20 protein-coding genes and 1 other annotated feature are annotated in these 23,713 nt (G+C 40.1%); of the genes, 17 read left to right on the top strand and 3 right to left on the bottom strand.

Annotation, left to right across the window (positions count from 1 at the left end; all coding sequences use genetic code 11):
- Positions 1-274: 274 nt before the first annotated feature.
- The 3 genes from mgrA (at position 275) to V7137_RS06030 (ending at position 2,518) form a co-directional block, all read left to right on the top strand.
- Complete coding sequence (gene mgrA, locus V7137_RS06040) at positions 275-1,267, top strand: L-glyceraldehyde 3-phosphate reductase (RefSeq protein ID WP_335697231.1); 993 nt, start codon at positions 275-277, stop codon at positions 1,265-1,267.
- Between the two features lie 139 nt (positions 1,268-1,406).
- Positions 1,407-2,111 carry a DsbA family protein gene (locus V7137_RS06035; RefSeq protein ID WP_335697230.1) on the top strand — a complete coding sequence of 235 codons (705 nt, stop codon included), beginning with the start codon at positions 1,407-1,409 and terminating at the stop codon, positions 2,109-2,111.
- Positions 2,112-2,113: 2 nt separating this feature from the next.
- A complete protein-coding gene (locus tag V7137_RS06030) occupies positions 2,114-2,518 on the top strand; it encodes a disulfide oxidoreductase (RefSeq protein ID WP_335697229.1) in 405 nt (134 codons plus the stop codon).
- Between the two features lie 113 nt (positions 2,519-2,631).
- Here the strand turns inward: V7137_RS06030 and V7137_RS06025 are convergent, their stop codons facing one another.
- Positions 2,632-2,724, bottom strand: a complete 93-nt coding sequence (locus V7137_RS06025) for a YjcZ family sporulation protein (protein WP_335697228.1) — start codon at positions 2,722-2,724, stop codon at positions 2,632-2,634.
- 232 nt (positions 2,725-2,956) lie between these two features.
- Between V7137_RS06025 and V7137_RS06020 the strand changes: the two genes are divergently transcribed.
- On the top strand, positions 2,957-3,940 hold the full coding sequence (locus V7137_RS06020) for a 2-hydroxyacid dehydrogenase family protein (protein WP_335697227.1): 984 nt from the start codon (positions 2,957-2,959) through the stop codon (positions 3,938-3,940).
- 128 nt (positions 3,941-4,068) lie between these two features.
- Here the strand turns inward: V7137_RS06020 and V7137_RS06015 are convergent, their stop codons facing one another.
- Positions 4,069-4,515 carry a Dps family protein gene (locus tag V7137_RS06015; RefSeq protein WP_335697225.1) on the bottom strand — a complete coding sequence of 149 codons (447 nt, stop codon included), beginning with the start codon at positions 4,513-4,515 and terminating at the stop codon, positions 4,069-4,071.
- Between the two features lie 366 nt (positions 4,516-4,881).
- On the opposite strand from V7137_RS06015, the gene V7137_RS06010 reads away from it, so the two are divergent.
- The 13 genes from V7137_RS06010 to V7137_RS05950 all read left to right on the top strand — a co-directional run bounded on the left by V7137_RS06010 (position 4,882) and on the right by V7137_RS05950 (position 21,457).
- A complete protein-coding gene (locus V7137_RS06010; RefSeq protein ID WP_335697224.1) occupies positions 4,882-5,484 on the top strand; it encodes a cell wall hydrolase in 603 nt (200 codons plus the stop codon).
- A 361-nt stretch (positions 5,485-5,845) separates the two neighbouring features.
- A complete protein-coding gene (locus V7137_RS06005) occupies positions 5,846-7,207 on the top strand; it encodes an APC family permease (protein ID WP_335697223.1) in 1,362 nt (453 codons plus the stop codon).
- A gap of 262 nt (positions 7,208-7,469) precedes the next feature.
- Complete coding sequence (locus V7137_RS06000) at positions 7,470-8,756, top strand: Glu/Leu/Phe/Val family dehydrogenase (protein ID WP_335697222.1); 1,287 nt, start codon at positions 7,470-7,472, stop codon at positions 8,754-8,756.
- A 34-nt stretch (positions 8,757-8,790) separates the two neighbouring features.
- Positions 8,791-9,081: an SAV0927 family protein gene (locus V7137_RS05995; RefSeq protein ID WP_335697221.1), complete on the top strand. Its 291-nt coding sequence runs from the start codon at positions 8,791-8,793 to the stop codon at positions 9,079-9,081.
- A 22-nt stretch (positions 9,082-9,103) separates the two neighbouring features.
- Positions 9,104-9,352, top strand: coding sequence for a biotin/lipoyl-binding protein (locus V7137_RS05990; protein WP_335697220.1), 249 nt, complete (start codon positions 9,104-9,106; stop codon positions 9,350-9,352).
- Positions 9,353-9,469: 117 nt separating this feature from the next.
- Positions 9,470-11,593: a sigma 54-interacting transcriptional regulator gene (locus V7137_RS05985; protein ID WP_335697219.1), complete on the top strand. Its 2,124-nt coding sequence runs from the start codon at positions 9,470-9,472 to the stop codon at positions 11,591-11,593.
- A 187-nt stretch (positions 11,594-11,780) separates the two neighbouring features.
- Positions 11,781-13,274 (top strand): aldehyde dehydrogenase family protein, encoded by a 1,494-nt coding sequence (locus V7137_RS05980; RefSeq protein WP_335697218.1) that lies wholly within the window; start codon positions 11,781-11,783, stop codon positions 13,272-13,274.
- Between the two features lie 25 nt (positions 13,275-13,299).
- On the top strand, positions 13,300-14,673 hold the full coding sequence (locus V7137_RS05975; protein ID WP_335697217.1) for a putrescine aminotransferase: 1,374 nt from the start codon (positions 13,300-13,302) through the stop codon (positions 14,671-14,673).
- Between the two features lie 28 nt (positions 14,674-14,701).
- Entirely contained in the window at positions 14,702-16,072 is a 1,371-nt protein-coding gene (gene gabT / locus V7137_RS05970; RefSeq protein ID WP_335697216.1) for a 4-aminobutyrate--2-oxoglutarate transaminase, read from the top strand.
- Between the two features lie 38 nt (positions 16,073-16,110).
- On the top strand, positions 16,111-17,532 hold the full coding sequence (locus V7137_RS05965) for an NAD-dependent succinate-semialdehyde dehydrogenase (protein WP_335697243.1): 1,422 nt from the start codon (positions 16,111-16,113) through the stop codon (positions 17,530-17,532).
- Between the two features lie 200 nt (positions 17,533-17,732).
- Complete coding sequence (locus V7137_RS05960) at positions 17,733-18,917, top strand: CaiB/BaiF CoA transferase family protein (protein ID WP_335697215.1); 1,185 nt, start codon at positions 17,733-17,735, stop codon at positions 18,915-18,917.
- 13 nt (positions 18,918-18,930) lie between these two features.
- A complete protein-coding gene (locus V7137_RS05955; RefSeq protein ID WP_335697214.1) occupies positions 18,931-20,139 on the top strand; it encodes an acyl-CoA dehydrogenase family protein in 1,209 nt (402 codons plus the stop codon).
- Between the two features lie 163 nt (positions 20,140-20,302).
- Positions 20,303-21,457 (top strand): HAD family hydrolase, encoded by a 1,155-nt coding sequence (locus V7137_RS05950; protein WP_335697213.1) that lies wholly within the window; start codon positions 20,303-20,305, stop codon positions 21,455-21,457.
- Positions 21,458-21,584: 127 nt separating this feature from the next.
- On the opposite strand, the gene serA is transcribed toward V7137_RS05950, so the two are convergent.
- Complete coding sequence (serA, locus tag V7137_RS05945; protein ID WP_335697212.1) at positions 21,585-23,228, bottom strand: phosphoglycerate dehydrogenase; 1,644 nt, start codon at positions 23,226-23,228, stop codon at positions 21,585-21,587.
- 149 nt (positions 23,229-23,377) lie between these two features.
- Positions 23,378-23,590: a binding site (T-box leader), on the bottom strand.
- Positions 23,591-23,713: the final 123 nt, after the last annotated feature.

The raw sequence follows: 23,713 nt of genomic DNA, 5'->3' as shown, positions 1-23,713 counted from the left end.
TGTATTCAAAATTAGTTCCTTTCTATTTTAACAAAAGATGGGAAGATTATTTATTATAACGACTTCTGCTAAGAAAGAAGCAAAAAAATAAAGTAATGAAAATGTTTATTGTTTTTAAATAAATGTCTAGACAATTGATGAAATGATAGTATAAAAAAGTTGTAACTCAACGTGGTTAAAACTATGATGGGATTGAAGGAAGAAATGAAAAAAAAGCAAGTCTTATAATTGGAACTCAATCTATTATAAATTTATGAAAAGGGGAGAAGAATACATGGTTTATGAAGCAGCAGAAAATCGTTATGAATCAATGAAATATAATCGTAGTGGACGTTCAGGGTTAATACTACCAGCCGTTTCACTTGGACTATGGCATAACTTTGGCGGAGTCGACACCTATGAAAATGGCCGGACAATGCTGAGAAGGGCGTTTGATTTAGGAATTACTCATTTTGATTTGGCCAACAATTATGGCCCGCCAGCGGGGTCTGCTGAAGAAATGTTCGGTAGAATCTTAAAGACAGACTTTGCTCCCTACCGAGATGAAATGATTATTTCTACCAAAGCTGGCTACTACATGTGGCCAGGGCCGTATGGAGATTGGGGTTCAAGAAAATACTTGATTTCAAGTCTAGATCAGAGTCTAAAACGATTGGGACTTGATTATGTCGATATTTTCTATTCTCACCGTCCAGATCCAAATACACCACTTGAGGAAACAATGGGAGCATTAGATTCAATTGTTCGTCAAGGTAAAGCGTTGTATGTTGGGATCTCCAATTACAGTGCTGAGCAAACAGCTGAAGCAATTAAAATCTTAAATGAGCTAGGTACACCATTATTGATCCATCAGCCAAAATACTCTATGTTTAACCGCTGGATTGAAGACGGCTTGCAGGACGTTCTGCAGGAAAACGGTGTAGGTTCGATTGCCTTTAGTCCATTAGCACAAGGTTTATTAACCAATAAATACCTAACAGGGATCCCAGCAGATTCTCGTGCTGCAAAACCAACTGGGTTCTTAAGTAAGGATCATGTAACATCTGAGGTTGTGGAGCGTGTTCAAAAGTTAAATGAAATAGCAGTTGAGCGCGGACAAAGTCTCTCTCAAATGGCTCTTGCCTGGGTTTTACGCAAAGGAATGGTTACTTCTGTCCTTATTGGTGCAAGCAGAGTGAGTCAAATTGAGGAAAATGTTGCTGCAGTGAATAACCTTGATTTTTCTGATCAAGAATTAGCAAGGATTGAGGATATTCTTAATAGCTAGTGTAGATAAAGTTGAAAAATGCCATTTTAGAAATGGCATTTTTCTTATATAATGGAGGTTCTTTTATTTGCTTTATTCAGGCGGATAAGTGATATTTATACTATCTACGAAAACGCGCATCTATAAAAAGGAGACTATCATGGCAAAAAATAATAACAATAGGAAAAAAGAAGCAAAATCATCATCTGCCTTTACTTTTTGGATGATTGGATTGGTTGCAGTTTTTATTTTAGGATTCATTTTTTTAGGCAATCACTCCAAACAAGAGGATAAAACTACAGCGACAAAAATTGATTATAGCAATCAGCCATACAAAGGTAAGGAATCATCTCCTGTTTCGATCATTGAATTCGGTGATTATAAATGCCCAAATTGCAAAAACTTTGCTAATGATGTAGTACCAATTATCGAGAAAGAACTAGTTGATACTGGGAAGGCAAAATTTTACTTTATGAATGATTCGTTTATTAACGTGGACTCTACACGATCTGCTAAATTTGCAGAATCAGTATTCCAAGAGCTTGGCAATGAAACGTTTTGGAAATTCCATGAACTTTTATATGAAAAGCAGCCTGCAGACACCAAGTATGAAAAAATCGATTTGTTTACTGAAGACATCCTCGTTGATACATTGAAGGAAGTTGCTAGCGGTAGTGACGTCGATAAAGTTGTGAAAAACTTCCAAGCAAAGAAGTCTGATAATGCTTGGAACAAAGATATGGATTATGCTGAAAAACTAGGTGTTACTGGAACCCCAACCATCTTTGTTAATGGGGAAAAGTTTGATGGACAAACCATTGATGACTTAAAAGGCATGGTAGAAAAAGCCGCAAAGGGTGAATAAGTATGAATAAATCCTTACTTCTCGCCTGGATTGCTGCCATCATTGCCACACTAGGTAGTCTATATTTTAGTGAAGTTATGCACTACATTCCTTGTACACTATGTTGGTACCAAAGAATATTCATGTACCCACTTGCAATTATCCTGGGAGTGGCGGTTTACCGGAATGATAAAGGCATCTATAAATATGCGCTACCTTTATCCATCATTGGTCTCTTAATTGCTGGATACCATACGTTATTACAAAAAATTCCGTATTTACAGCAATTTGAAATGTGTACAACGGGAGTGCCATGCTCGAAGGATTACATTAACTGGCTCGGTTTTGTTACCATTCCGTCATTAGCTTTGATTGCATTTACGATTATTACTGTCTGCTTAATGATGATCTCTCGTGACAAAAAGTAAAGAAATGATCAATAAAAAAGAGCGGCCAAACCAATGGGTTTGCCGCTTTTTTCTGTTGAAATCCTTAGGTAAATTTCCCTTGTTAATTATGAGTAAAGTTAGTAGATTACCAATTAGAACATAAAGGATGCTCCAACAATGATCAATAAAATAAACAACACAACAATTAACGCGGAGCTGTTATTGCGATGGTGATGATCAGACATAAACCTATCACCTCCTCTTCTGAATTATTACAATATATGCTTGAAGGGGTTGAGATGAAATGGACAAACGTTGGCTAATAGAAAAAATGTAGGTCAAATTATTATTGGAAAGACGGTTTGAAGAATTTTAATAAATAAATAATTTTATAGAACATATTATTATAGTATAATAAAATACAGTTATTTGGATTAATGGAAAAGACAGTCATTTTACTTGAAGAGGTGTTAGGAAATGGCAAAAATTTTAGTAGCAGGTGAGATCCCGGAAAAGGGATTAGAGATGTTATTAGAAGATCACGAGGTGGAAGTATTTACAGGAGAGAAATTGATTACTGAAACTGAATTAAAAGAGCGAATCCAAGATAAGGATGCTCTTCTAAGCTTATTATCTACCCCAGTATCAAAAGAAGTAATTGACCAGGCCCCTCATTTAAAAATCATTGCAAATTATGGAGCCGGTTTTAATAATATTGATTTTGAACATGCAGCATCTAAAGGAATTCCAACCACCAATACACCAATCGCATCAACTGCGGCTACGGCTGACCTTACGATTGCACTTTTATTAGCTGCAGCTAGAAGAGTAGCCGAAGGGGATGAAGTCTGTCGTACGGTTGGTTTTAATGGGTGGGCTCCCCTTTATTTTCGAGGACGTGAAGTTACAGGAAAAACGATCGGGGTCGTTGGATTTGGTCAAATTGGACAAGCTGTTGCGAAACGAGCGGCAGCCTTTGACATGAAGGTTTTATATACGGGTCCAAACCGAAAAAGTCCTCAAGTTGAACAGTCACTTAACGCGACATACGTATCTTTTGATGAATTAGTTGCTGAATCCGATTTTATTACCATTAATTGTGCGTACAATCCAACGATGAAACACATGTTCAGCACGAAGCAATTTGAAATGATGAAACCTACAGCCTATTTGATTAACTGTGCTCGAGGGCCAATTGTGGATGAAGCTGCATTGATAGCGGCATTGGAAGGGAATCAGATTGAGGGAGCCGGCATTGACGTATTTGAATTCGAACCGGAAATTAGTGACGGTTTGAAAAAATTGAAAAGCGTTGTATTGACTCCACATATCGGTAATGCTACTTATGAAGCACGTGATGCCATGGCGATTATGGCGGCAGGGAACATTGTTAAGATATTAAAAGGCGAGGCACCTTCATATGTGATTAATGGGGTTAAGAAAGAAACCATTCTCGTCTAAATCGTATAAGAACTGAAAAAAGACGGCAGCTGCCGTCTTTTCCTATGAGTATTGGGGACGAAGTTTAGCACGTTTATTGACATACTGTTCGGCACTAAGAGCTGCAATTGCCCCGTCAGCTGCAGAATTTAAACAGATCTGCCTAAGAATGCCGTTAGCATCCATACATGCTTCTCAAGTTCAGAGTGAATGGCGAGCAGCATGTCTCCAGTCGTTTCATCATTTTTTTCTTCCGCATAGCTCATACCCTCTTTAAGTTCGCCAATGATTATAGAGAAGTCGTTGATCACTGATTCCACCATTTCCTCCGTGGATTCATTACCTGATGCTTCCTTAATAGAAGATATTTCAAGATACTCTTTCATTGTCGCCGCCGGTTTTCCTCCTATTGCTAGCAACCGTTCTGCTAATTCATCGACATGAAGACCAGCCTCATTATAAAACTCTTCAAATTTGACATGTAGGGTAAAGAATTGCTCACCTTTCACATACCAATGATAGTTATGTAACTTCGTATACAAGACAGACCAGTTTGCAATTTGTTTGTTAAGTACACTCACTAACTGATTTTCCATAATAATATAGCCTCCTTTTTCACTTCACTTATATTATTACCAAAGTTTGACTTGAAATCCTGTATGATTTTAAGGAATTTGTTGTCAATTTAGTGAAAAATCGTGGATTTAAAGAGTGAAGCTCAATTAGGATGTTACATGCATGAAACAATATGTAATAATTTGTCCTATCCTACCCATACCAACCATTTAGTGGAAATTACTATCAAATAGAAGATAATTCCATTTAATAGATAAATCCCTTCATAGTGGGCGCCATCTCAGCCTATTTGCTGTTACCACTTTTTGGCTAATGAATTAGAATGTTACAACTGATAGCCTTAAGAGTATAGACAAGCGAGGAACAAAAATTGGAGGTAATAAATAATGAATAAATTTAAAAAACTACTAATTGCTACCGGACTTATCTTATCGATGTCAGCTTTTACGTTAAATGGAACAACTGAAGCAGCAACAACAACACATAAAGTACAATCAGGTGAAACCTATTGGAAAATTGCTGCAAAGTACGGTGTTACTGTTAATAGTTTATTAAAAGCAAACAACAAAACTAGTAATCTCCTTTATGCGGGAACAAATCTAGTTATTCCAAATTCTACGATTACAGCAGCAGAAAAAGACTTAATGGCCCGTCTTGTTCGTGCTGAGGCAGTGGGTGAGCCGTATGCAGGGAAAGTAGCTGTTGCGACAGTAATTCTGAACCGCGTAGCAAGCCCTGATTTCCCGAATACTGTTAATGGTGTTGTCTATCAAAAGTCTAATGGCTATTTTGCATTCACGCCTGTAAAAAATGGTACGATTAACCAACCTGCTGATGCTGCTTCAAAAAGAGCTGTAAATGAAGCGCTTGCCTTTAGAGGGCAAGGCAAAGGATCGTTATTCTTCTATAACCCAAAAACAGCTGTAAGTAAGTGGATCTTTTCACGCGAAGTAACGGTAACGATTGGTAACCACCGTTTCGCGAAGTAAACGTCTCGTGTAATGATAGTATTTCAAGAACCTAAAAAAATAAACATAGAAGCAGTGAATTCCTATAAATGGATTCACTGCTTTTTTGTTATGCAAAAAAGAGTAGGTTATGCAAAATTACATAAAAATCAAAGTTTAAAGGTTGAAAAAAGCTAAAAAAGTAATAGAAAAGCACCTAAATTCTATAAATAAAACTGGCACGAAAATTGCAATTATTTAAAATAGTAAGATTTTTAAGTAAAATGGAAGGAGGCGCTCTACTGGTTAATTTTTAAAAATTAGTACTCCATCAATGCTCGAACAAAATGTAAATGCTTACAATTGCTTGTTAATAAACGAATATCCGGATATAAAAGGAGAGATGGTTGAATTGGAGAATTCTACTCTTAAGCGCTCACTTGGACTATGGGCGATTGTTATGCTCGGATTGGGTTATATGACACCAACCATAGTGTTTGATACATTTGGAATTGTCTCTGAAGAAACAAATGGTGTTGTCCCACTTGCATACCTTGCAGCATTAGTTGTTATGTTATTTACCGCTATTAGTTATGGAAAAATGGTAAAGGTATTTCCGAGTGCTGGTTCGGCCTATACGTATACCCGGGAGACCATGAGCCCGCATCTCGGATTCATAGTCGGCTGGGCAGCGTTGCTTGATTATATATTGCTTCCTATGGTAAATGCATTGATTATTCGTATCTACATGGTATCTGTATTTCCGGAAGTGCCAGCCTGGATTTGGGTTGTCGCGTATGTTACGATCGTCACTGCCATTAATGCTTGGAGCATGGGGAAAACATCCAATTTAAATGCATTCCTCGTTATTTTTGAAGTGGTCTTAATTGCCGCATTTATTGTCCTTGCTATTGTCCAGCTTTCAAAAGGAATGGGGCAAGGGACGATTTTCACAACGGAACCGCTCTTCCATTCCAATATCCAACTAGGTGCAGTTTTGACGGGGGCAACCGTAGTTTGTTTCTCCTTCATTGGGTTTGATGCAGTAACCATGTATGCAGAGGAAGCCATTGACCAAAAAACGATGCCGAGAGCGATTATGTTGACTGTCTTTATTGGCGGTGCCATCTTTTTCCTTTGTAGTTATTTTGCCCAAGCCTTATTTCCAGATATTTCAGGTTTCAAGGTAACCGATGATACATTACCTGAAATCGGCTTGTTTGTGGGTGGCACACTTTTTAAATTGATTTTCCTATCTGGTGCTTTTGCTGCAACCGTAGCTTCTGGACTCGCCTCACATGCAAGTGTATCAAGGCTTTTGTACGTTATGGGACGAAATGGAGCCCTGCCTAAAAAGGCGTTTGGTTATGTCCATCCCAAATTCCGGACACCGGTTTTTAATGTCATCTTGGTTGGTGTGGTATCCTTACTTGCGATTGCTCCAAGTTTAGAGCTAATTTCTTCCTTTATTAATTTTGGGGCATTAGTTGCGTTTACGTTCGTCAACTTATCGGTCATTGCTCATTTCGTCTTCCGTCAAAAGAGATATAAAACGGCTAAGGATATTTTTTCTTATGTAATTATGCCGATCATTGGGGCTGGATTAACGGGAATTTTGTGGGCCAACTTACAATTTGATGCGCTTATTGGCGGGATCGTTTGGATTGTAATTGGTGTAGTCTATATGCTATTCCAAACAAGATTCTTTAAAATCAAAATTGCTGACTTAAATATTGATGACGCGGAAAGGACCTCTTCCCTTTAAGGCGGAAAATACACAAAGAAAAGTTACTTGAGCCAGGCTAATAGCCTGGCTTTTTGATTTTTTAAGAGGGTTATATGAAAGGCTGGGTGTGTATTACATTTTGTATTATATTGAGAATTTAAATGTATGCAGAATTGAATAATTCAATCATTTCTTCATAGCGCTTACCTCATTTTTACTAAATCACCATACAAAACCGCTACTTAATAATTGGCACGAAACTTGCTTTATTCATAGTAACAAAAAAAAATGAGGTGTTAGAATGGCAGTCGAATCTCTAGACATGAAGAATACGAAAGAAAGAGAACAGGATAATTCCCTTCTTGAGTTTCAAGAAACGTTAAAGGAAGCTGTTAACATCCTGAACTACCCACCCCAAGTATTCGAATTTCTAAAGAAGCCAATGAGATTTTTAGAAGTGAGTATCCCTGTGCGACTGGACAACGGGCAAACAGAAATATTCCAGGGTTACAGGGCTCAGCATAATGATGCCTCTGGTCCGACGAAAGGTGGAATTCGATTTCATCCAGACGTCACTCCTGATGAGGTTAAGGCGTTGGCAGGCTGGATGAGCTTGAAATGCGGTATTACTGACCTTCCCTATGGTGGTGCAAAAGGCGGGATTATCTGTGATCCTCGTAAAATGAGTTTAGATGAATTGGAGAGATTGAGCCGGGGTTACGTAAGAGCAGTTAGTCAGCTTGTTGGACCAACAAAAGATATTCCAGCGCCTGATATGTATACGAACTCGCAAATTATGGCGTGGATGCTCGATGAATATGACCATATCCGTGAATTTGACTCCCCGGGTTTTATCACAGGTAAGCCCATTGCACTTGGTGGATCGAAGGGCAGGGAAACAGCTACATCAAAAGGAGTTCTATATACACTGCAAATGGTATGTGAATTGAGGGAAATGCATTTAAAAGATACCCGTGTCATCATCCAAGGGTTTGGAAATGTCGGCAGTTACCTTGCCCAGTATTTATATGAGATTGGCGCTAAAGTAATTGGTATTGGTGATATGCTTGGCGGTTTATATGATGAAAATGGGCTGGATATACCCTATCTCCTGGAAAATAGAGATTCCTTTGGCATTGTTTCTAATCGCTTTAAAAGCTCGATATCGAACCAAGAATTATTAGAAAAAGAATGTGATATCCTCATTCCAGCAGCAATCTCCGGGGTTATTAATAAATATAATGCAAGTAAAGTTAACTGCAATATTATCATTGAAGCTGCCAATGGACCTACCACAAAAGAGGCGCTAAACATACTTGATGAACGGGAGATCCTTGTTGTCCCTGATATTCTTGCCAATTCCGGCGGCGTTATTGTCTCTTATTTTGAATGGTGTCAAAACAACCAAGGCTATTATTGGACCGAGGAAACAGTAGATGAGCGGCTCAAGGAAAAAATAACTGCCAGCTTTTTAAAGGTTTATCAGACCTCCAAAAGGTATGGTGTAAACATGAAAATTGCTGCTTATATTGAAGGAATCCAAAAGCTAGCAGAGGCCTCAAGGCTTAGAGGATGGTTGAAATATTAAAAAAATTCATCGAAAAAAGAGGAGGATGTGTGGTATGACACTAGATATATTATCTGAACAAAAAGAACAGCAGCTTTTACATTACTTTTGTTTAATTTCAAATAACCATCGCTATGATTTGACAATTGGTTATTCAAAGCAGTTTTTTGGAAAAGCGATGGTCACTTCGATTCAGTCTGGGAAAATGGTCTTACTTTGTCAAGAAGATACCAATTTAGACCATCATTGGGCAGAAAAACTGGGGATCGAAGCAGAGGATATTCCGGATTTTCAAGAATTCTTTAGTTCAGTATTACAAAGACGGCCTTTTCAGGAGCAGTATTAAACGTAAAAGAAGGGTGATGTACATGTACTATGGTGTAGTTCTTAGCCCGTGTTATGGGAAAGTGGAAAGGATTTCAATTAAGAGTGAGTCAAGAATTTATGAGTGGGAAACTTTATTTATGATTAAATCACAATCAGGCAAGGTCGAAACGGTTCAGACTAGTTTGAGTGGCGAAGTCGAATCGCTAGAAGTTCAGGAAGGGGATTATGTTATTCCCGGGATGGTTCTCGCCTATATAAAGGAAGATTTATTTGTTACCGGCAGCGATTAAATCCTAGAGAAAAGAAGATGGGGCACACATCTTCTTTTTTTGTGCCATAATTAAATTAAAATATTTCTAATAAAGTGATAGTATAAGGTAGATAAGGTGTTAAGGGGGAAGTAAACGATGTTTTCCGTTGCAATAGAAAAAGTAAAACCGATAATTTCAGTAGACGTGGATGAAAGTGAAGAAGTTTTTCGATCAACCTTATATAACCTTAAAGAACCCTTTTTATTTTTAAAAAGACAAGATCACCTATATGCCTATGTAATGATCGATAACCCAAAAAAAGAGACTGCATCGATTGAGGCTCTGCTTGAAGATGCGAAGTCGCTAGACAGTATCTGTCACCTTAGCGAACAGATTTCCTTGCCTGTTTTATTCCAAATTATTGGTGAACCCTTTGCTATTATTAGAGGTGAGGATGATAAACCTGCTGGCTATATTCGCAGAGAAGACGTTCTAGCCGAGTTGTTTAAACAGGAAAATAAAAGTGTCGATTTACTTAAGGTGATCCTAACCTCGATTCCAATGGGGATTTTTGTTTTAGATAAAGAAAAACGTATTATTAATTATAATGAAGCCGGTTTAAAAATGATTAGATCAACAGCCGATAAAGTTATGAATCTTCCTGCTGGAGAAATTTTTAGTCGTACCCATCTTGATAAGGTATTTGCAACTGGTAAGACTCTTCTAAATCATCTAGTAATCAAGAATGAGATCGGGATTCTCGTCGATTATAGCCCCATTTTAAATTATGAGAATGAAGTCGATGGCATCATCATTGTTGCCCAGGATTTGCCTATGGTCGAAGAAATGGCCATGGAAATTGAATATATTAAGGACTTAAATAAGGACCTACATGCAATATTGTCCAGCATATATGATGAAATTCTCGTGGTGAACAACAAAGGGGAACTCATCAGATTCAGTGAAAACATTATTCGTGATTTCTGGAAAGTGGATTTAAAAGAACTCATTGGAAAAAATATTCTCGAACTTGAGGACCAAGGGCTGTTCACACCTTCGGTCACAAGACTTGTTTTAGAAAAAGGAAAGAAGGTCTCAGTTGTCCAAGAAACGAAAGCAGGAAGAAAAATTCTTGCCGTCGGAAATCCGGTCTTTAATGAAAAGAATGAACTCGACCGGATTATTGTTGCTTCGCGCGATATTACTGAAACCACACGCCTTAAAAGTGAACTGCAGGAAATGAAAAAGATATCGGAACAATATAAGAAGGAATTAGATGATTTTAAAAGTAAGGATCGCTTTTTGAAAAAGCTCATATATTGTAGTCCGAAAATGGAGAAAGTTATTAATCAGGCTAAGAAAATTGCTGACTTTTCCTCGACAGTCCTTCTTTACGGAGAGTCTGGAGTTGGAAAAGAAGTAATTGCTCAAGCAATCCACCAATTAGGGAGGCGCTCATCGAAACCATTTCTTAAATTAAATTGTGGGGCTATCCCGGAAAGTTTACTCGAAAGTGAACTATTTGGTTATGCGAGAGGGTCTTTTACCGGTGCAGATAAAAATGGAAAAGAAGGCTACTTTAAACAAGCAGATGGAGGTATTTTGTTTCTAGACGAAATCGGTGAAATGCCAATCCATTTGCAGGTGAAACTATTACGAGTTCTGCAGGAGCAGGAAGTTATCCCGATTGGCAGTACCACTCCAATTAAGGTGAATGTGCAGATTATTGCGGCTACGAATAAAAAATTGGAAAAAATGGTGGAGGAAGGGACATTCCGAGAAGATTTATTCTATCGTTTAAATGTCATTCCAATCCACATTCCGCCATTAAGGGAACGGACAGAAGACATTTCGCTGCTCGCCTTTCATTTCTTGCAGCAATTAAATGAGAAATACGAGCGGAATTATCATCTTACACCTGATGCTATTAATGTACTTGAGTTTTATCCATGGCCGGGTAACGTTAGAGAACTGCAAAACATTGTGGAAAGATTAGTTGTCACTGCCGATCATCCTGCAATTGAGGCCGAGTTCGTCAGCCAATTTTTATCGTTAGGCTATGAACATAAAAAGATGAAGCCCGTTATATCGAGGGTCATTCCCTTACAGGAAGCCATAGATCATGTGGAGGAACAGTTGATCGTTATGGCGATGAACCAATACAAAACCACCACAAAAGCAGCCAAAGCATTAGGTATCAGCCAATCATCCGTTAGCAGAAAGTATCAAAAAATAGTAACCGAGAAAAATATTAAAATGGACAACTTATCTACCTTTTAATGAAAAGCTGTTTTAGATCTTATAGATCTGAAGCAGCTTTTTTATCTATGCAGAAAATCATAGGGTTATGCAAATTTGAATAGTCTTGATAAGAATAGTTAGAAAGATAACTATTAGGGTAGGTTTTATTCTTTGGCACGGTTCTTGCAATATTAGTTAGTGAGGGTGAATAAAGGAGGAATTAAAAATGGCCGAAGTAAAAAACCGAGTCGTAAATCTTAAGATGTTTATTGACGGTGAGTGGAAGGATGCCGAAAATCAAGAAACACGCCCAGTAATTAATCCTGCAAATGGTGAGGTTATTTCATATGCCCCAGAAGGAACGACCGCTGATGTCCGTACGGCAATTTTTGCAGCACGGAGAGCTTTCGAAGAAGGTGTTTGGTCCGGGATTTCTGCTCAGGAACGAGCCTCCTATTTATTAAAAATTGCTGACAAAATTGATGAATATGCCTCTGAATTAACCCAGCTAGAAACAATGGATAATGGGAAACCATTAAGGGAAGCGGGCTTTGATGTCGGGGATGCGGCTGCCTGTTTCCGTTATTATGCAGGCCTGATTACAAAGCCTGATGGACAGACCTATCATGTCGCCGATCCAATGCAAGCCATGGTTGTCCGTGAACCGGTGGGAGTTTGCGGGTTGATTGTCCCGTGGAATTATCCGCTGTTAATGAGTGTTTGGAAGATTGCCCCTGCCTTAGCCGCTGGGAATACCATTGTCTTTAAACCGTCCGAAGTGACACCAGTTACCCCGAAAAAGCTATTTGAAATTTTTGAAGAGGTAGATTTGCCAAAAGGGGTGGCTAATATGGTATTGGGTGCTGGAGTGGTTGTTGGAAATGAAATCGCTTCCCATCCTGAGGTCGATATGATTTCGTTTACCGGCGGAACGAAAACGGGTAAGCATATTATGAAAACAGCAGCTGACACGATGAAAAAGGTATCTTTAGAGTTAGGCGGCAAATCGCCGAATATCATATTTGAAGATGCTGATTTTGAAACAGCAGTCGATTATGCCCTATTTGGCATCTATGCTGGTTCCGGTCAGGTATGTTCAGCGGGTTCAAGAATTCTTGTCGAGGAAAGCATTTATGATAAATTCGTGCATCGTTTTGTTGAACGGGCCAAGCAAATTCAAGTAGGACCTGGTGATGACCCTGAAACAGAGATGGGTCCGCTTGTCAGTCAGGAGCACTTAGAAAAAGTTCTTTCTTATATAGAAATAGGCAAGCAGGAAGGTGCGACAGTTGCCTGCGGTGGAAATCGGATTGTTAGGAACGGCTTGGAAAAAGGCTATTTTGTTGAACCAACTGTGTTTGTTGATGTGAACCAAGAGATGAGAATTGTCCAAGAGGAAATCTTCGGTCCTGTTGTAGTGATTCAAAAGTTTAAGGATGAAGCCGAAGCTATTAAACTTGCGAATGGTACGGTTTATGGGTTAGCCGGAGGTGTATTTACCAATAATGGTGCAAAGGGTTTACGGGTTATTAAAAAGCTGCGCGCTGGAATTACTTGGGTGAACTCCTATCATCCTACTTATAACGAAGCACCATGGGGCGGATATAAGCAAAGTGGGATTGGCCGCAGCCTTGGAACGTTTGGACTCGAAGAATTTCAGGAAATTAAACAGATTAATATCAATTTACAAGTGGAACCGATTGGCTGGTTTTCTAAATAACTCACTACTAGGAGGAATATAAATTATGAGTATCGATTTAACACAAGAATTAAAAAGTAAGCAAAATCAAAATGTAAGTGAATATATTAATAGGGTTTTAAGCTTAATAGAAAAAGAGGAAATTAATGAAGAGGAAGCTGCCTGGATTACCAAAGAAACCGTAGACGGCTTCCGCGAGCACGTAAACCCGGGCTTTCTAGCTTATCGTAAAACCGTAACAAAGGATGGTCAATTTGCCGCTGTTGAATGGTCGGATAATGGTTCATGTTTTAAGGATGTCAATGGCAAAGAATATATCGATTGTCTAGGCGGCTTCGGCATTTATAACGTCGGTCATCGTAATCCAAAAGTTGTGAAGGCGGTAACTGATCAGTTAAAACGTCAGGCGCTTCATAGTCAGGATTTGCTGGATCCACTTCGAGCGATGTTAGCAAAAATCCTAGCTGATATCACTCCAGGCGATTTAAAGTATGCCTTTTTTACAAACAGCGGGACAGAAAGTGTTGAAGCGGCATTAAAGCTTGCAAAAATGTACAGTGAGCGGTCAACGTTTATCTCGACAACTCGTGCATTCCACGGGAAAAGTCTAGGCTCACTGTCAGGTACAGCGAAAGGAATGTTCCGTAAACCATTCTTACCGTTAATACCTGGCTTCCGTCATGTGCCTTTTGGCGATATTGATATGATGAGAAAAACCTTTGAGGTCTGCGCTTCCGTTGGAGAAGATGTGGCAGCCGTTATTTTAGAACCAATTCAGGGCGAAGGGGGAATCATCCTTCCGCCGGAAAATTATTTAAAACAAGTCCGAGAACTTTGTGATCAATACGGATCCTTGCTTATTTTTGACGAAGTGCAAACGGGAATGGGCCGGACAGGAAAAATGTTTGCGGCGGAATTGTATGAGGTTGTACCTGATATTATCTGTTTGGCAAAAGCATTTGGCGGCGGTGTAATGCCAGCTGGTGCTGTTGTTGCTACTGAAAATGTCTTCAAGAGTTGGTTTGATAATCCGTTTATGCATACAACAACCTTCGGTGGGAACCCATTAGCATGTGCGGCAGCAATTGCGACCATTGGGGTTTTAATTGAAGAAAAGTTACCAGAAAGAGCAGCGGAAGTCGGTGCTTATTTCCTTGAAGAACTGAAAAACGCTGCAAAAGGTCATGAAGATAAAGTTCAAGAGATTCGTGGTCAAGGGTTAATGATTGGCATTGAATTTTATCAAGATGAAATTGGCTACGAAGTCTCGAAAGGAATGTTTGATAGAGGGGTCCTTGTTGCAGGGACATTAATTAATTCGAAAACGATTCGCATCGAGCCAGCTCTAACAATTAGTTATGATGAGGTCAAAAAAGTGGTCGCTACATTCAAAGAAGTACTCGAACAAATAAATGACTAACGATTTTTATTAAAGGGGGAGCACGAAAGTGGAAAAGAAATTTGTCAAGCTCCAAACAGAGATACCTGGGCCGAAATCAAAGGAAATATTGGAGCGAAGAAATAAATTTGTCCCAAAAGGAATCAGTAATAACTGCCATTCCTTTGTTAAAAAAGCACAAGGAGCCCTGGTAGAAGATGTAGACGGTAATTGTTATATCGATTTTGCTGGTGCTATTGGAACGATAAACGTTGGCCATTCCCATCCTAGAGTGGTTAGGGCGCTTCAGGAACAAGCGAGTCAATTTATCCACACAGGCTTTAATGTGATGATGTATGAATCGTATATAGCTTTAGCCGAGCGGCTTTGCCAGCTTGCCCCGGGTGATTTTGAGAAGCAGGCCGCTTTTTTTAATAGTGGCGCGGAAGCTGTAGAGAACGCCGTAAAAATTGCCAGGAAGTATACAAAGCGCCAAGGAATTGTTTCGTTTACAAGGGGGTTCCATGGCCGGACGTTAATGACAATGACCATGACAAGTAAAGTAAAGCCGTATAAGTTTGGCTTTGGACCATTCGCTCCAGAGGTGTACAAGGCACCATATCCCTATGTGTACCACCGCCCAGAAGGAATGGATGAGCAGCAATATAGCGCCATGATTATCGAGCAATTTGAACAATTTTTACTGGCAGAAGTTGCACCTGAAACAATTGCTGCTGTCGTAATGGAACCTGTTCAAGGAGAAGGCGGGTTTATCCTGCCTGACACCGCCTTTGTTAAACGGGTCAGGGAAATTTGCACACAGTATGGCATCTTGTTTATTGCCGATGAAATCCAAACCGGGTTCGCGCGGACTGGTAATTACTTTGCGATTGATCATTTTGGAGTTATTCCTGATTTAATAACGATATCGAAATCAATGGGGGCTGGCGTTCCTATCAGCGGCGTGATTGGTCGGGCGGAAATTATGAATACTGCTGAGGTTGGCGAAATCGGAGGAACCTATGCTGGAAGCCCGCTCGGATGCCGGACAGCGCTGACGGTATTGGACATTATTGAAAGTGAACAACTTAATGACCGGGCAAGAAAAATAGGCGACCGCGTGCTTGAAAAGATGCACCTTTTTGCAGAGCGTTTCGAGGCGATTGGTGATGTCCGCGGTCTAGGTGCGATGTGTGCGATGGAAATGGTCAAGGACAGACAATCCAAAACTCCGGATAAAGAAGCGACTGGAAAAATTGTGAAAGCTGCTGGTGAACGTGGCCTGATGTTACTTAGTGCAGGAATTTATAGCAATGTGATCCGCCTTCTCATGCCAATTACCATCACAGATGATCAATTGGAAGAAGGCTTACAAATTCTTGAAGAAGCAATCGAAGCAGTATATAAAAATGATCCTGCCTTATCTGTTGGAGGAGAATAAAAATGGATATTGTAAAGCAAAATTATCAAATTTATCCTATGTATCTTAATGGGGAATGGATTGGCAATGATTATGAGATTTTAACTGACATTATTAATCCAGCCACAAAAGAAGTGATTGGTGCTGTACCAACAGGTGGAGCTTATGAAGCAAAACAGGCAGTGGATGCTGCCCATAAAGCCTTCAAAATCTGGTCGAAGAAAACAGCGGAAGAGCGTTCACAGCTTTTGATGAAATGGTTCAATTTAATAGAAGAAAACAAGCATGAAATTGCTCGGATTATGACAATTGAGCAAGGCAAGCCACTAAAAGAAGCGCTTGGAGAGGTTCAGTATGCAAATGGTTTTATCTCTTGGTACGCAGAAGAGGGGAAACGGGTGTACGGTGAAACCATACCTGCAACACATCCAAATAAAAGAATACTAGTTAGAAAAGAACCAGTCGGTGTGATCGCAGCGATTACACCGTGGAATTTCCCGGCAGCAATGATTACGAGGAAAGTAGCACCAGCACTAGCAGCGGGCTGTACAGCCGTAGTAAAACCAGCTAACCAAACACCGCTTACTGCATTAAAAATGGCTGAGCTTGCGAATGAAGCAGGCATTCCTGCAGGTGTATTGAACGTGATTACTGGAAGGTCATCAGAAATAGGTGAAGTATGGCTGAAGGACCCACGGGTGACAAAGATTACCTTTACAGGGTCAACAGAGGTGGGAAAAACGTTGATGCGTGGTGCAGCGGAAACGGTCAAAAAGGTATCACTCGAACTTGGCGGGAATGCTCCATTTATTGTTATGGAGGATGCAAATTTAGCAAAAGCTGCTGAAGGACTTGTTCAATCAAAATTTCGTAATGCTGGTCAAACCTGTATTTGCACTAATCGTGTTTATGTACAAGAAGGTATTGCAGATGAATTTATTAAGCTTTTTCAAGCAGAATTAGAAAAGCTTAAAGTCGGTAACGGACTTGAAGAGGGAACGGATATTGGCCCATTAATTGATCAAGCAGCATATAAAAAAGTAGCAGAGCTGGTTAAGGATGCAGTTGAGAAAGGTGGGAAAGTCACTTATAGCGGGTCAAAGCCTGCTGGAGAAGATGGCTATTTCTATGCCCCAACGATTTTGACCAATATTAACGATGAGATGGAATGTATGAAGGATGAAATCTTTGGTCCACTCGCTCCGATTTCCACCTTTAAAACGGAAGAAGAAGTTATTGAACGGGCAAACAATTCCTGTTACGGATTAGCTGCCTATGTATATACAGAAAATTTAAGCCGTTCCTTTAGAATCACGGAACAGCTGGAGTACGGTATCATCGGCCTGAATGATGCCCTGCCTTCAGTCGTTCAAGCTCCATTCGGGGGCTTTAAGGAGAGCGGCCTTGGCCGTGAAGGTGGACACTACGGGATCGAAGAGTTTTTAGAAGTAAAATATATATCGATAGGTCTGGATTTATAGCAGCCTTTTTTCTTCCAGAAAACCACGACTAAAAGCCAGTGACACAATCAAAGCATGTCTGATTTTTGATTGTTTGTGCTGGCTTTTTCTTTGGACTCAAGAATGTAATTGTAGATTTATTTCCTTTTTATGGAGGATTAATAGTTTTTAAATAGAATCAAACTATTAATTTACTAATTTGAAAGAAAGGAGCCAGACAAATGGCGGGGCCGCTCCATCAATTAAAAATTGTAGATTTGTCGCGTGTGCTAGCGGGTCCTTATTGCACGATGATCTTAGGCGATATGGGGGCAGAAGTAATTAAAATTGAAAGTGTTGATGTAGGGGATGAAACACGAGGCTGGGGACCGCCCTTTGTAGAAGGAGAGAGTGCCTACTATCTTTGTGCAAATCGAAACAAACAGGGAATCACTTTAAACTTGAAAACACCACAAGGCCTTGAAATCTTAAAAAAGCTCGTTAGCGATGCTGATGTAGTAGTTCAAAATTTTAAGCCAGGAACGCTCGAGAGATTGGGGTTTGGATATGAGGAAATGAAGAAGGTTAATGAAGGAATTATATTAGCTTCAATTAGTGGTTTTGGCGCTACTGGCCCTTATTCCCATCTTCCGGGTTATGACTATATTATTCAAGCCATGTCAGGTTTGATGAGCATTACGGGTGAAAGGGATGGACAGCCTGCGAAAGTCGGAGTTGCCATAGCGGATGTACTCACTGGTTTATTTACTTGCATCGGTATTTTAGGCGCAATACAGCACCGAAGTAGGAGAGGCGAAGGACAGGAAATAGATATCTCATTATTTGACTCCCAGCTAGCTGCCCTAGTGAATGTTGCTAGTAATTATTTATGCTCTGGAATGGTTCCTGAGCGACTCGGTAATGCGCACCCGAATATTGTTCCATATCAAGTATTTGCAGCGAATGATGGTGATTTTATCATTGCAGTAGGAAATGACCGACAATATCGTAAACTAGCAACCCTTCTTGAAGATGAAGCCCTATTAATCAACCAATATAAAAAAAATTCAGGGCGGCTACAAAAAAAGGAGGACCTGGAAAAAATCATCTCAGCCAAAATAAGAACGAAATCAAGGGCCGAGTGGAAAGAGTTACTTGATGAAGCTGGGATTCCAAATGGCCCGATTAACAATGTGAAGGAGGCTTTGGATTCTGAACAAGCGATCGCAAGGGAAATGGTTGTGAAGGTAGAGCATCCAACTGTTTCGAACTTAATGCTTGTCGGCTCACCGTTAAAATTTTCAATAACGCCAGTAAAAATCGATACACATCCGCCATTGTATAGTGAGCATACCGAGGAAGTCCTAATGAAACTGGGCTATTCCAAGCATGAAATCGTACAAATGAAACAAGATCATATTATCTAAGGAGGAACTAAAAATGAATTTTTCTCTATCTGAAGAGCAAAAAAGCGTAAGAAAGGTGGTTCGAGCCTTTGTGGATCGTGAAATCATGCCCTATATCAAGGAGTGGGATGAAAAGGGTCATTTTGAAACAAACATCTTAACACGATTAGCAGATTTACAGCTGATGGGTGTTTGTATTCCTGAGGAATACGGTGGAGTTGGCATGGACTATAATACACTGGCGATTGTTTGTGAGGAGTTAGAACGTGGTGACACAGCCTTCCGAACCGCGGTATCAGTACATACTGGTTTAAACAGTATGACCTTATTGCAATGGGGGACAGAGGAGCAGAAACAAAAATACCTCGTTCCGCAGGCAGCCGGTAAAAAAATTGGTGCCTTTGGACTAACAGAACCGAATGCTGGCTCCGATGTGGCAGCCATGGAAACGACAGCTGTCAAGGATGGAGATTTCTATATTTTAAATGGATCAAAAACGTGGATCTCCCTATGTGATGTGGCTGACCACTTATTAATTTTTGCAAAAACAGACACGAAAGCTGGTCACCATGGGATCTCGTGTTTTATTGTCGAACGAACATTTGAGGGGGTGTCCTCAAAAGCGATAAAAGGAAAGTTAGGAATCCGCGCAGGGAATACAGGAGAAGTATTCTTAGATCATGTAAGGGTTCCAGTAGAGAATTTGCTGGGGTATGAGGGAGAAGGATTTAAAATTGCGATGTCCGCTCTTGATAATGGCCGGTTTACGGTTGCTGCAGGTGCGTGTGGCACGATCATGGCGTCACTTGAAGCAAGCGTCAAATATTGTGAAGAGCGAAAAACCTTTGGCAAAGAAATCGGCAAACATCAGCTGGTCCAGCAAATGATTGCGAAAATGTCTGCAAACCTTGAGATTTCGCGATTGCTAGTTTTTAAAGCTGGCTGGTTAAAAAATAACGGCAAACGCAACACGCAGGAAACATCCTTAGCAAAGTGGATTTCCTGTGACGCTGCCTTTGAGGCAGCTAACGATGCGGTCCAAATTCACGGGGCTTATGGCTTCTCAAATGAATTCCCTGTGGAGCGTTATTTACGGAATGCGAAAGCGCCTGTTATTTATGAAGGAACAAGAGAAATCCACACAATCATGCAAGGGGAGTATGCCCTCGGCTATCGTGAAGACAAACCCCTCCGAAAAATGCTGCCAGCCTGGCCGTTTGAAGAAAGTCTTATAAAAGGATAAATCTAAAAGGAACAAGTCATGTAGTCGTAAATCCAAACACATGCCTTGTTCTTTTTGTTTAATAAAGTTATTATCTTTTTTTAATATATAATTTACTTCAATTATTCCAACCTACTGTGTTACGATAGCGTAATAAAGCAAAAGGGAAATGAGGGTGGGGAAGTTGATTAAAACAATTTTGTTTGACGTAGATGGGGTACTTTTGAGTGAGGAGCATTACTTTGATGCTTCTGCCTTAACTGTTTGGGAAATGCTGATCAGCAGCAAGTACTTGGGTCTTGCACATGAGAAGTTTAAAACGAACTATAATGAAAATGAAATCAAAGAAATAAGAGTGCGGGTATTTGAAAAAGATCGTATTCTAAAGTTTATGAAATCACGCGGCCTCAATGCCAACTGGGACATGATCTACCTTTCATTCAGCCAGCAGCTAATCCACCTGCTCGCACAAATCAAGGATACCGAATTTGAGAATATCAATAGATGGTTTCAGGCACCAATCAATCGTGATACCTTAGTCGAGATGGGCAAGGTGTTGAGTAATAATCGTGTAGAGGTTGATTTCGATTTGTTTGTGAAGGAGTTTTCGCGTTCAGAGGCAACTAAGCAGGAGTTGTTTCATTATTTGAATGTGTTGGCTAAGGAAAAGCTTGGGATCGAAACTTCTATTTTCAACAAGGGAGAGCTGTGGTCGGTTTGTGAGCATGTTTCCCAGGAATGGTATGTAGGAGATAAAAATGTTTTTGCCTCAACTGGAAGACCATCGGTGCAAACCGGTAAAACAGGGTTCCTAGCAAATGAAACGACATTAGCCCCAAGGCAGGAAATTGAAGAGTTATTTCAATTCCTGAATGCATCAGGATTCATGATTGGAATAGGGACAGGAAGACCTGAGCTTGAAACCATACAGCCCTTTGAGCATTTAGATTGGTTGAAGCATTTTGCTGAAAATCGGATCATAACAGCTGATGAGGTATTAAAAGCGGAAGAATCACTTCCAGAACGCATGTCGCTATCGAAGCCGCATCCATTTACCTATATCATGGGGCTTCTTGGGAAAGAGACATCGGTACAAGAGTGTTTGAACACCAAATTACCACTTGAAAATGCGGATTCGGTTTTAGTCGTGGGAGACTCATTGGCAGACTTGTTAGCGGCGAGAAAGCTTGGCTGTCAGTTTGCTGCAGTGTTAACCGGCCTCTCTGGAAAAGATGCTCGAAGTGACTTTGAAAAGCATGAAGCAGATTATATTCTTGATACAGTACTCGATTTGAAAGGGATCTTAAAGGAAAGCTTTAAATGCCCGAGCTCCAAGTAATTTGAGAATTACGGTAAGAAAGAAAGCTTTAAATACCCGAACACTCAATAAAATCATGATTACTGTAAAAAAAGAACGGCTAAAATAAAGAAAAGGGATTGCTTCAGCGCAATCCCTTTTTACTTAATTAAATACTTTCTACCTTCTCTAATCCCATTCTCCCAGGTTCAAATGAGTCCACATTTGATAACTCCAGTACTTGGGCTTCCTCAAGTCCATCAATTAATTTTAAGACTTGAATGACATCGGCATTTATTGTTTTATCCACGGTTAATACCATGATTGCCTCACCGCCTACTTCCGTCCGGCCCACCTGCATGGTTCCAATATTGATCTGATGGTCGCCTAGGAGTGAACCTACCTTGCCGATCATTCCTGGAACATCACGATGCTTGATATATAATAAGAACTTTTCTGGTTTAACGTCAATTCGGTATTGGTTGATTTTGAGAATTCTCGCTCCATATCCGTTTAAGACCGTGGCACCGATTTTTGCTGTTTCTGATTCATTGGAGACACTAAGTTCCATATAATTAGCAAAACCTTTATTGGTCGCATTTTTAACAACATTATAAGAAACTCCTTGCTCTTTCAACAAATGAAGAGCATTAATTAAATTAACCGAATCACTTAAATGGTAGGAGAGGGCACCTTTTAACAAGGTACGAGTCAACAATTCTGTATCTTCATCGATTAAATCGCCATAATAATTGATTTCTATTTTTGTAGGAGCCTGCTTTTTTAATAATTGAATCACAAGCTGACCCATTTGGTCGCCAAGCAGCAGGTATGGCTGCAGTTTCGCTTGGGTTTCCCCAGACATTTGCGGCATATTAACAGCGTTTTGAATTGACTGAGTTTCGAAAATCTCAATAATCTCTGCGCTTACCTCTTGAGCCACCTTTTCCTGTGCTTCTACGGTAGAAGCGCCAAGATGTGGTGTAACAATGATATTCGGATTCTGTAATAATTCTGGGTCTGCAACAGGCTCCTTTTCAAAAACATCTAGCGCTGCACCTGCAACATGGCCAGACTGAATGGCTCTAACTAATGCCTTTTCGTCGATTACGCCACCGCGTGCACAATTGACAAACCGGACCCCTTTTTTGGTTTTTCGTAAGTACTCATCATTAATCAGTCCTCTTGTGTCATTCGTAAGGGGTGTATGAATCGTAATGAAATCTGATTCTTGAGCAATTAAATCGAGGCTTGCTTTTGTCATGCCTAGTTTTTTTGCTCGTTCTTCGGTCAGGTATGGATCAAACCCTAAAATGTTCATCCCAAAGCTTTTTGCCCGTTTCGCTACCTCAGTACCGATTTTTCCCATGCCGATTACGCCGAGTGTTTTTTTGTATAATTCCACCCCTTTAAAAGAGTTACGGTCCCATTCTCCGGAAACGGTCTTTTGATGGGCTTGAGGGATCTTCCGCGCTAAGGATAGCATCATCGCCAAGGTGTGTTCCGTTGCTGCTATCGTATTGGCGCCTGGTGCATTGATGACAATAATCCCTTTTCTCGTTGCGGCATTCACATCAATATTATCAACACCGACCCCTGCTCTTGCAATCACACGGAGACGGCCAGCTGATTTGAGCAGTTCTTCACTTACTTTTGTTTGGCTCCGGACAATCAAGGCGTCGTATCCACCAATGATGGTCTTTAACTCCTCCGTCTGGAGTGTTGGCTGGCGGTCTACTGTAAAATTTGGATTATCAATTAAGCTCTTCAACCCCGTATTGCTAATTCCATCTGTTACAAGTACTTTATACATGTTCGAAATCCTCCTTTATTTTCTAATAGGCTCTGTTAAACTTGGTTGTTGATTTTCGCTCCAATCAACTTGGCTATAAAATCAACAGTGACCTTTAACACAGCCTTCTAATAAAAAACGCCCCTCATAACAGACAGATTTGTCTTGTTATGAGGGACGTGAATAAACGCGTGGTGCCACCCTCGTTTGCTGCAGTATAAAGCAGCCTCAACAATTTAACGGTTAACAACCGGGCGTCGCCTACTTAATACCTTCAGCTGCCAGTTCAGAAGGGCTGGGCATCTTAAGAAATAGCACCGGTTCACAGCAACCACCGGTTCTCTGGAGCAATTTCTTAATGCCGTCTTCGTCATCACTTTATTTATAGAATATACCTAATTGAGTGAAATTTCAAAAATTAACTGAATATAGGGATTATTCTACAACCATACCTTCAGGATTGTAAAGGGATAAAGTAGAAAAATTTTTTAAATTAATAATGAAAA

The organism is Neobacillus drentensis, assembly GCF_036962765.1.
Lineage (GTDB): Bacteria > Bacillota > Bacilli > Bacillales > Cytobacillaceae > Neobacillus > Neobacillus drentensis_C.
This window is presented reverse-complemented; position numbering and strand designations above follow the sequence as displayed.